The organism is Neisseria sp. HMSC074B07 (genome assembly GCF_001810355.1).
Lineage (GTDB): Bacteria > Pseudomonadota > Gammaproteobacteria > Burkholderiales > Neisseriaceae > Neisseria.
In genome coordinates this window covers 55,240-62,340 of sequence record NZ_KV800958.1, presented here as the reverse complement: position 1 = coordinate 62,340, position 7,101 = coordinate 55,240, and the positions used below count along the sequence as shown (strand labels likewise).

General features: G+C 53.6%; 9 protein-coding genes. All 9 read left to right on the top strand.

The window, feature by feature from the left end; genetic code table 11:
* Positions 1–283 precede the first annotated feature (283 nt).
* The gene (locus HMPREF2726_RS09090) at positions 284–721 is read left to right on the top strand and encodes an acyl-CoA thioesterase (protein WP_070603084.1); all 438 of its coding nucleotides are present in this window, start codon (positions 284–286) and stop codon (positions 719–721) included.
* A gap of 66 nt (positions 722–787) precedes the next feature.
* Positions 788–1,378 (top strand): LolA family protein, encoded by a 591-nt coding sequence (locus HMPREF2726_RS09085; protein ID WP_070603083.1) that lies wholly within the window; start codon positions 788–790, stop codon positions 1,376–1,378.
* 317 nt (positions 1,379–1,695) lie between these two features.
* Positions 1,696–2,604, top strand: a complete 909-nt coding sequence (locus tag HMPREF2726_RS09080; protein ID WP_070603081.1) for a flavodoxin family protein — start codon at positions 1,696–1,698, stop codon at positions 2,602–2,604.
* 12 nt (positions 2,605–2,616) lie between these two features.
* The gene (locus HMPREF2726_RS09075) at positions 2,617–2,916 is read left to right on the top strand and encodes a GNAT family N-acetyltransferase (RefSeq protein WP_349267179.1); all 300 of its coding nucleotides are present in this window, start codon (positions 2,617–2,619) and stop codon (positions 2,914–2,916) included.
* Positions 2,917–2,985: 69 nt separating this feature from the next.
* Positions 2,986–4,143 carry a beta-ketoacyl-ACP synthase III gene (locus HMPREF2726_RS09070; RefSeq protein WP_070603077.1) on the top strand — a complete coding sequence of 386 codons (1,158 nt, stop codon included), beginning with the start codon at positions 2,986–2,988 and terminating at the stop codon, positions 4,141–4,143.
* Between the two features lie 27 nt (positions 4,144–4,170).
* Positions 4,171–4,569 (top strand): DarG family dialkylresorcinol biosynthesis protein, encoded by a 399-nt coding sequence (locus HMPREF2726_RS09065; RefSeq protein ID WP_070603074.1) that lies wholly within the window; start codon positions 4,171–4,173, stop codon positions 4,567–4,569.
* Between the two features lie 126 nt (positions 4,570–4,695).
* A complete protein-coding gene (locus tag HMPREF2726_RS09060) occupies positions 4,696–5,688 on the top strand; it encodes a BtrH-related acyltransferase DarH (protein WP_070603109.1) in 993 nt (330 codons plus the stop codon).
* An 81-nt stretch (positions 5,689–5,769) separates the two neighbouring features.
* Positions 5,770–6,513 (top strand): SH3 domain-containing protein, encoded by a 744-nt coding sequence (locus HMPREF2726_RS09055; RefSeq protein ID WP_070603071.1) that lies wholly within the window; start codon positions 5,770–5,772, stop codon positions 6,511–6,513.
* Between the two features lie 45 nt (positions 6,514–6,558).
* Positions 6,559–7,101 (top strand): SH3 domain-containing protein (locus HMPREF2726_RS09050; RefSeq protein WP_246827878.1); only part of this gene is annotated, 543 nt, incomplete at its 3' end.

The window sequence follows — 7,101 nt, the reverse complement described above, 5'->3', positions numbered from 1 at the left end:
GTCGTCTGAAAATTTTCAGACGACCTTTTTGCAAACCAACCATACCCCAGCACTCCCGGCTTAAAGCAGATGCCGAACCATACCGTCATAGTGTAGTAAAACTATAGTGGATTAACTTTAAATCAGGACAAGGCGAGGCAACGCCGTACTGGTTTAAAGTTAAGCCACTATAAAACACACCTCAAACATCGCACCACATTGCATCCGCGCAAACAACGCCTTACCGTTTGGCGGCAAATCCGCTATATAATCTATGCCGCTTGCGCCCCACACAAGGAACCTCATGAAAAAACACATCTACTGCCGCCACAGCTTTGAAATCGAAGTCCAATTTTTCGATGTGGACGCCATGCACATCGTCTGGCACGGCAACTATGTGAAATACCTCGAAACCGCCCGCTGCGCCTTTTTGTCCGCCATCGGCTACGACTACAATGAAATGGCGCGGCAGGGATATAGTTGGCCGATTGTGCAGATGAACCTCAAATACATCCGCCCCGCCCGCTTCGGTCAAAAAATCCGCGTCGATATGGAGATCGTCGAAATCGAAAGCTGCCTGCGTATCGACTATACGATTTATGATGCGGAAACCAACGAAAAGCTCAACCGCGCTTCGACTACCCAAGCCGCTGTTTCACTGGCAGACGGCCTGATGCAGTTTCAGACTCCGCAAAGCTGGTTGGATGCCGTGCAAACCCATCCGACCTTTACTCCTGCCTGACACTTTACGTTTTCAGACGACCCCGACCCTTCAGGTCGTCTGAAAACAAACCTGAAAAGGAACAACATGAAAAAGACACTTACCGCCCTCTTCCTGACCCTTGCCAGCCCTGCCTTGTGGGCATTTTCCACCGCCGAACTCGCCCAAACCCTGCAAAAACCGTCCAACGTACAAGGTGCGTTTACCCAGCAGCGTCAATTGAAATCCCTGAGCAAACCGATGGTTACGGGCGGGAAATTTGTCCTGATTCCGAAAAAAGGCCTGCTTTGGCAGATGCAGAAACCGTTTGAAACCACCCTGCGCGTACGCTCGGACGGCATCATGCAGTGGAACGGCAGCGCATGGACCAACCCCAACCAAGGCAAGGTCGGACAAAGTCAGCAAATCAAGCTCTTCCTCGACCTGCTCGGCGGCAACACGCAAGGCTTGGAAAAACAATTCAACCTCGCCCTCTCCGGCACTGAAAAGCAATGGACGCTGAATTTAACGCCGAAAACCGCCGTTACCCGCCAAATTTTCAATCACATCGTTATCAGCGGCGACAGCGTGGTGCGCAAAATCGAGTTGGACGAAAAACAAGGCGACAAAACCGTGATGCAGTTCAGAGAAGTGCAAACTGGCAAACCGTTAGACGACTTTGCCAAAAAAGCCCTGTAAGCAAACCATCCGACAGACCTGCAAAGTCATTCTGTCCACTTTTGAAGAACCGGCCTGTCGGCTTGCCGCCCGCGTTTTCCTCTCCGCATGAGAGGTTGAGCGAGGGTGGTAAGCCGCAGGTTCGCATTTTATTAGGCACATATTTTTGCCCTAAGCCCAGTGCTTTCAGGATATGCCATTTGCCTCCACTTTCACGCCTACCGCCCTTTTCAGACAACCTCCATTTATCCCACCCTATTGTTCTTTAAATAATTTTACAAAAAAGCTATAATAACCAATCATCAAATAATTTTTGTTAATACATAAAGGGAAGCGACGTGAAAAAAGTGCTGCTGGTGTATTACTCGCAAACCGGACAGCTGGCGGAACTGGTGCGGAATTTCGCCGAACCTTTGCGGCAGGGCGGCGTCCATGTGGATTGCGTAAACCTTGAGCCGCAAGAGCCGTATCCGTTTCCGTGGTCGTTTTGGCGGTTTTTCAACACCTTTCCCGAAACCGTCCACCTGAAACCCGCGCCGATTCTGCCGCCCGCCATCCCCGACGATGATTACGACGCCGTGGTTATCGCTTATACCGTCTGGTTCCTCTCGCCCGCCCAGCCGATTACCGCTTTCCTGCAACGGGAAGAAACCCGCCGCCTGCTCAACGGCAAACCCGTGGTAACGCTTATCGGCTGCCGCAATATGTGGTTGGGCGCACAGGAAAAAATGAAGTCGCTTCTGGCACACAACGGCGCGAAACTCATCGGCAACATCGTCAAAATCGACGCATGCAACAGCGCCGCCAGCTTCATCACCACCCCCGCATGGCTGCTGTCGGGCGACAAACAATACTTCCGCGCCCTGCCCTCCGCCGGCATCGCAGACGGAGAGCTGGCCGACGCGGCGCGCTTCGGCGCAAAAATGCGGGATACCCTGTTGCAAAACAAAACCTTGGACGAAACCCTGTTTCAAAACATGGGCGCAGCCAAGGTAAACGAAAAACTGATTTTCAGCGAAAAAGCCGCCGGACGCAGCTTTTTCCTGTGGGGCAAGCTGCTGATGGCCGCCGGACGCGCGTCCCCCCTGCTGCGCCGCGCCCTGCTGTGTTTTTATATCCTGTTTCTGCTGGCGATGATTCTGGTGTTGGTACCGGTGAGCGTATTGCTGAAAAAACTGCTGCATCCGCTGCTCAAAGGTCGTCTGAAAAAACTGGCAGAGTATTACAGCCAGCCCTCCGGCGGATAAGTCGGATGACGGTTGTCGTCACACATTTTGACCATTTCAGACGACCCCGAATACAGAAAGCGCACCATGCCCGAAGTAATCCATTACCCCGAACGCCGCCGCTTCCAAATCGACATCAACGGCTTAGAAGCTGGCTACATCAGTTATACCGAACACAACGGAAGCTGGGACGTAAACCATACCGAAGTTTCGCCCAATTTCCGCAATCAGGGCATTGCCCGAATGCTGGTGGATGCGTTAACGGCATACGCCGAAGCACACGATATCCCGCTCACCGCAAGCTGCGATTACGCGGCGCGGTTTATCGGCTGACCACTTACCATAGTGAGACAAAATATCGCCGTAATATCCCTATTTTGTTTCGCCATACAACCAAAAACCATGACTCCAAATAACACACTCAAAAACGTTTACCTCAACCACATCGCCGCCTTCCTGCCCAACGCGCCCGTCGGCAATGACGAGATGGAAGCCGTACTCGGCATGGCGGGCGAGCTGCCCTCGCGCGTGCGGCGCATGATTTTGCGTTCCAACGGCATCCAAACGCGGCACTACGCCATAGACCCCGACAGCCGCCGCGCCACGCATACCAATGCCGAACTTGCCGCCGAAGCGGTCCGTCGGCTGTTCGCACAAGGCATCAAGCCTGAGGACATCACCAGCCTGTCCTGCGCCACATCCTACCCCGACCAAACCATGCCCGGACACGGCGTGATGGTACACGGTCTTTTAAATATACCCTCCTGCGAAGTATTGAGCATGGCGGGCGTGTGTGCGGCAGGTATGGCGGCGATGAAACACGCCTACAACGCCGTCCGCACCGGCGAACACGCCCACGCCGTCGCCGCTGCGTCGGAAAACGCTTCGGCGGTGATGCGCGGCGAAGTGTTCCAACAGGAAACCGACCATAAAAAGCTGGAAAACGCCTCCCCAGAAATCGGTTTTGAAAAAGACTTTTTGCGCTGGATGCTGTCGGACGGCGCGGGCGCGGCATACTTGTCCGACCGCCCCAATTCAGACGACCTCAGCCTGAAAATCCGCTGGATAGAGCTGCTCTCCTACGCCAACGAAATGCCGCCCTGCATGTATGCCGGCGCAGAATTCCGCGACGGTGTGTTCGAAGGCTGGAAACACGCCGACCCCGAATACAGCCGCCGCCACAGTCTGATGGCGGTCAAGCAGGACGTAAAATTATTAAACGAAAACATCGTCCGCTACACAGTGGAAAAGCCGCTTGTGCAAATCGCCGCCAAACACGGCATCCGCGCCGACGAAATCGACTGGTTCCTGCCGCACTATTCTTCCGGCTTTTTCCGCGACCGCCTTTCAGACGGCCTGAAAAACATCGGCTTTGAAATCCCGCAGGAAAAATGGTTTACCAACCTCTACACCAAAGGCAACACCGGCTCGGCATCGATTTACATCATCCTTGAAGAATTTATGCGCACTTTCCCACTGGAGCGCGGTCAAAAAGTTTTGTGCTATGTTCCCGAAAGCGGGCGTTTCTCAACTTGCTTTATGCTTTTGGAAGCGGTATAGCAAACTGAAAAAAGGTCGTCTGAAACTATGGAAATCAAAGACATCCCGCAAGATGACAGCGAAAGCTACCACGGACATCTGAAAGTCATTTACGGCACGCGCGACGGGCGTTACGAAGCCGGTACCAGCAGCGGCTGGCAGGACGAAGCCTACGCCACCGAAATGGCGGTCGCCGAACTCGACGAACAAACCCGCGCCGCCCGCGAAGCGGTGGCTCGGGGCGAATATTCGCCGCTGTATTACCATATGTTCCGCTTCCGCCACGACGAAACCGGTTTGGCAATGGCAGCAGGCGTATGGAAATGGCAGCTCCGCCGCCACCTGCGTCCCGAAATCTTCGCCAAACTGCCCGACAAAACCCTGCAAAAATACGCCGACGCGCTGCAAATCAGCATAGACGAATTGAAACGGACAGACGCGGATTAAGGCGAATCGGCCCTTGCTGACAGCGGCAAGCTGCCCTGATTTGTTTTTCAGACGACCTCATCTGTGTTTGAAACACAGCCGCCTAATCATAAAATTACCCAAAACAGACACCCGATTGACACCCCCATGACCGAATTCCCACACCAGCATACCGCCCACTGCGAAAGCGGCGTAATGTCCACGCTGCTCAAATACCACGGCCACGATTTGGACGAAGCCATGATTTTCGGTATCGCCCACGCGCTGACCTTTGTCTGGCTGCCCGTCGTCAAGCTGGGCGGCATGCCGCTGGTTTCCTACCGCATCGCACCGCGCGGCATCATCAAAAACACCTGCAAGGCATTGGGGCTGAAATTGTCCGTCCGCAAATTTTCCAATGCCCAAAAGGGACAGGACGCGCTGGATGCCGCGCTTTCATCGGGCAAACTGGCGGGTTTGCAGACCTCCGTATTCTGGCTGCCGTATTTCCCGCCGCAAATGCGTTTCCATTTCAACGCACACAATCTCTTGGTGTACGGCAAAGACGGCGGCGACTACCTGATCAGCGACCCCGTATTTGAAACGGTGCAGCGCTGCGCCGCCGAAGATTTGCAGCGGGCGCGCTTCGCCAAAGGCGTATTGGCCGCCAAAGGCATGATGTACACGCTGGAAAACGACAGGCCGTCTGAAAAAGTTAAGGCCGACTTACCCGCCATCATCCGCAAAGCTATACGCAAAAACGCCAAACAAATGCTCCCGCCCGTTTTTTTCGTCGGCGTAAAAGGCATCCGCACGTTGGCAAAAAACATCGAAGCCCTGCCTGCCAAACAAAATGCAAAATACCAAAAGCTGTTCCTCGGCCATCTCGTGCGGATGCAGGAAGAAATCGGCACCGGCGGCGCGGGTTTCCGCTATATCTACGCCTATTTCCTCGAACAGGCCGCCCGTATCTGCGACAACCCCGCGTTTCAGACGGCCTCAGAACAAATGACCGCCATCGGCGACCAATGGCGGCAGTTTGCAGCGATGTGCGTGAAGCAGTGCAAAAAGCCGTCCGAAAACGGCTGCCGCGAAATCGCCGCATTTTTGCGCAAGATTGCGGATGACGAAGAAGCCTTGTGGCGGGGATTGTTGAAATAATGGGGAATCATGCGGCATAACTTAATCCGCCGCGTACAGTTTTGAAATCAGGTCGTCTGAAAACTAAAAGAAAAGATAAAAATGCGTTACTTAGCTGCTCTCCTATTATTGTGTTCCGCCTTAACCCATGCCGCGCCGCCGGACGGCTTTGCCTTGGTTCATGATGCCGACGGACATACCAACTTACGCGAAAGCCCCGATTTGAATGCCAGAGTCTTGGCAAAAATCCCCAACGGCACACCGTTGAAATGTTTGGGTGATGGTGGCGAAGGCAGTTTGAGTTTCTGTACTGCCCAACTGCAACAACCTGCCGCAGAAGACTACGGTTTCATCCATTACAGCCGTCTGATATTTCCCGCCTCCGATAAAAGCTTCGTCCGCCTGCGCGAACACTTCGGTCGCGACGACACACTGACTTTGTCCGGCAACGGACAAACAGTACACATCGTTGCTCGGCGTATTCACCCAAAACGCAGTGATTTCTCGGGTATCAGCAAAAACAAATATACCGCTCGCCTCTATCAAGGCAAACCGTTCTACGGCACAGATAACACCATTCCCAAAAGCGTGTTCGCGCTTGAACGTATCACGCTAAACGGTCAAGCGGTTCCCGCTGCCGAACTGCAAGGACTGTTCTCGCCCGATTTTGCCGCCACCGCACGCGATAGCCAGGTGTACGACCGCTGGGAAGCCTATTACCGCAGCATCGATAAGAGACTCTATCTATTTGGCAGACAAGGCTCGGGCGCCGGTAGTTTCGATGTCTGCTTTATATTTAAGGACGGTAAATTCCAGCGCCGCTATTTATGGAATGCTGCGCTATAAATATCGCTCGAAAAGGTCGTCTGAAAACTCAAAGAAATGATCAAAATGCGTTACTTAGCTGCTCTCTTATTATTGTGTTCCGCCCTAACCCATGCCGCGCCGCCGAACGGCTTTGCCTTGGTTCATGATGCCGATGGACACACCAACTTACGCGAAAGCCCCGATTTGAATGCCAAAGTCTTGGCAAAAATTCCCAACGGCACACCGTTGGAGTGTGTGGAAGAACTCAGTGAAAACAGACCGGACTTCTGTTTTGTTCAGCTACAACAGGCAAGCGCCGACGATTCCGGCTTTATCCATTACAGCCGTCTGATATTTCCTGCCGCCGATAAAAGCTTCGTCCGCCTGCGCGAACAATCCGGTCGCGACGATACGCTGACTTTGTCCGGTAGCGGACAAAAGGTACACATCGTTGCCCGCCGCATCCACCCTAAACGCAGTGATTTCTCAGGTATCAGCAAAGACAACTTCACGGCGCGTCTCTATCAAGGCAAACCGTTCTATGGCATGGACAACACCATTCCGAAAAGCGTGTTCGCGCTTGAACGCATCATGCTAAACGGTCAAGCAGTTCCCGCTGCCGAACTG

What these genes read in the sequence shown, in the direction of transcription:
- HMPREF2726_RS09090 (WP_070603084.1), top strand. Translation starts at nt 284, where the DNA reads ATGAAAAAACACATCTACTGCCGCCACAGCTTTGAAATCGAAGTCCAA.
- HMPREF2726_RS09085 (WP_070603083.1), top strand. Translation starts at nt 788, where the DNA reads ATGAAAAAGACACTTACCGCCCTCTTCCTGACCCTTGCCAGCCCTGCC.
- HMPREF2726_RS09070 (WP_070603077.1), top strand. Translation starts at nt 2,986, where the DNA reads ATGACTCCAAATAACACACTCAAAAACGTTTACCTCAACCACATCGCC.
- HMPREF2726_RS09065 (WP_070603074.1), top strand. Translation starts at nt 4,171, where the DNA reads ATGGAAATCAAAGACATCCCGCAAGATGACAGCGAAAGCTACCACGGA.
- HMPREF2726_RS09060 (WP_070603109.1), top strand. Translation starts at nt 4,696, where the DNA reads ATGACCGAATTCCCACACCAGCATACCGCCCACTGCGAAAGCGGCGTA.
- HMPREF2726_RS09055 (WP_070603071.1), top strand. Translation starts at nt 5,770, where the DNA reads ATGCGTTACTTAGCTGCTCTCCTATTATTGTGTTCCGCCTTAACCCAT.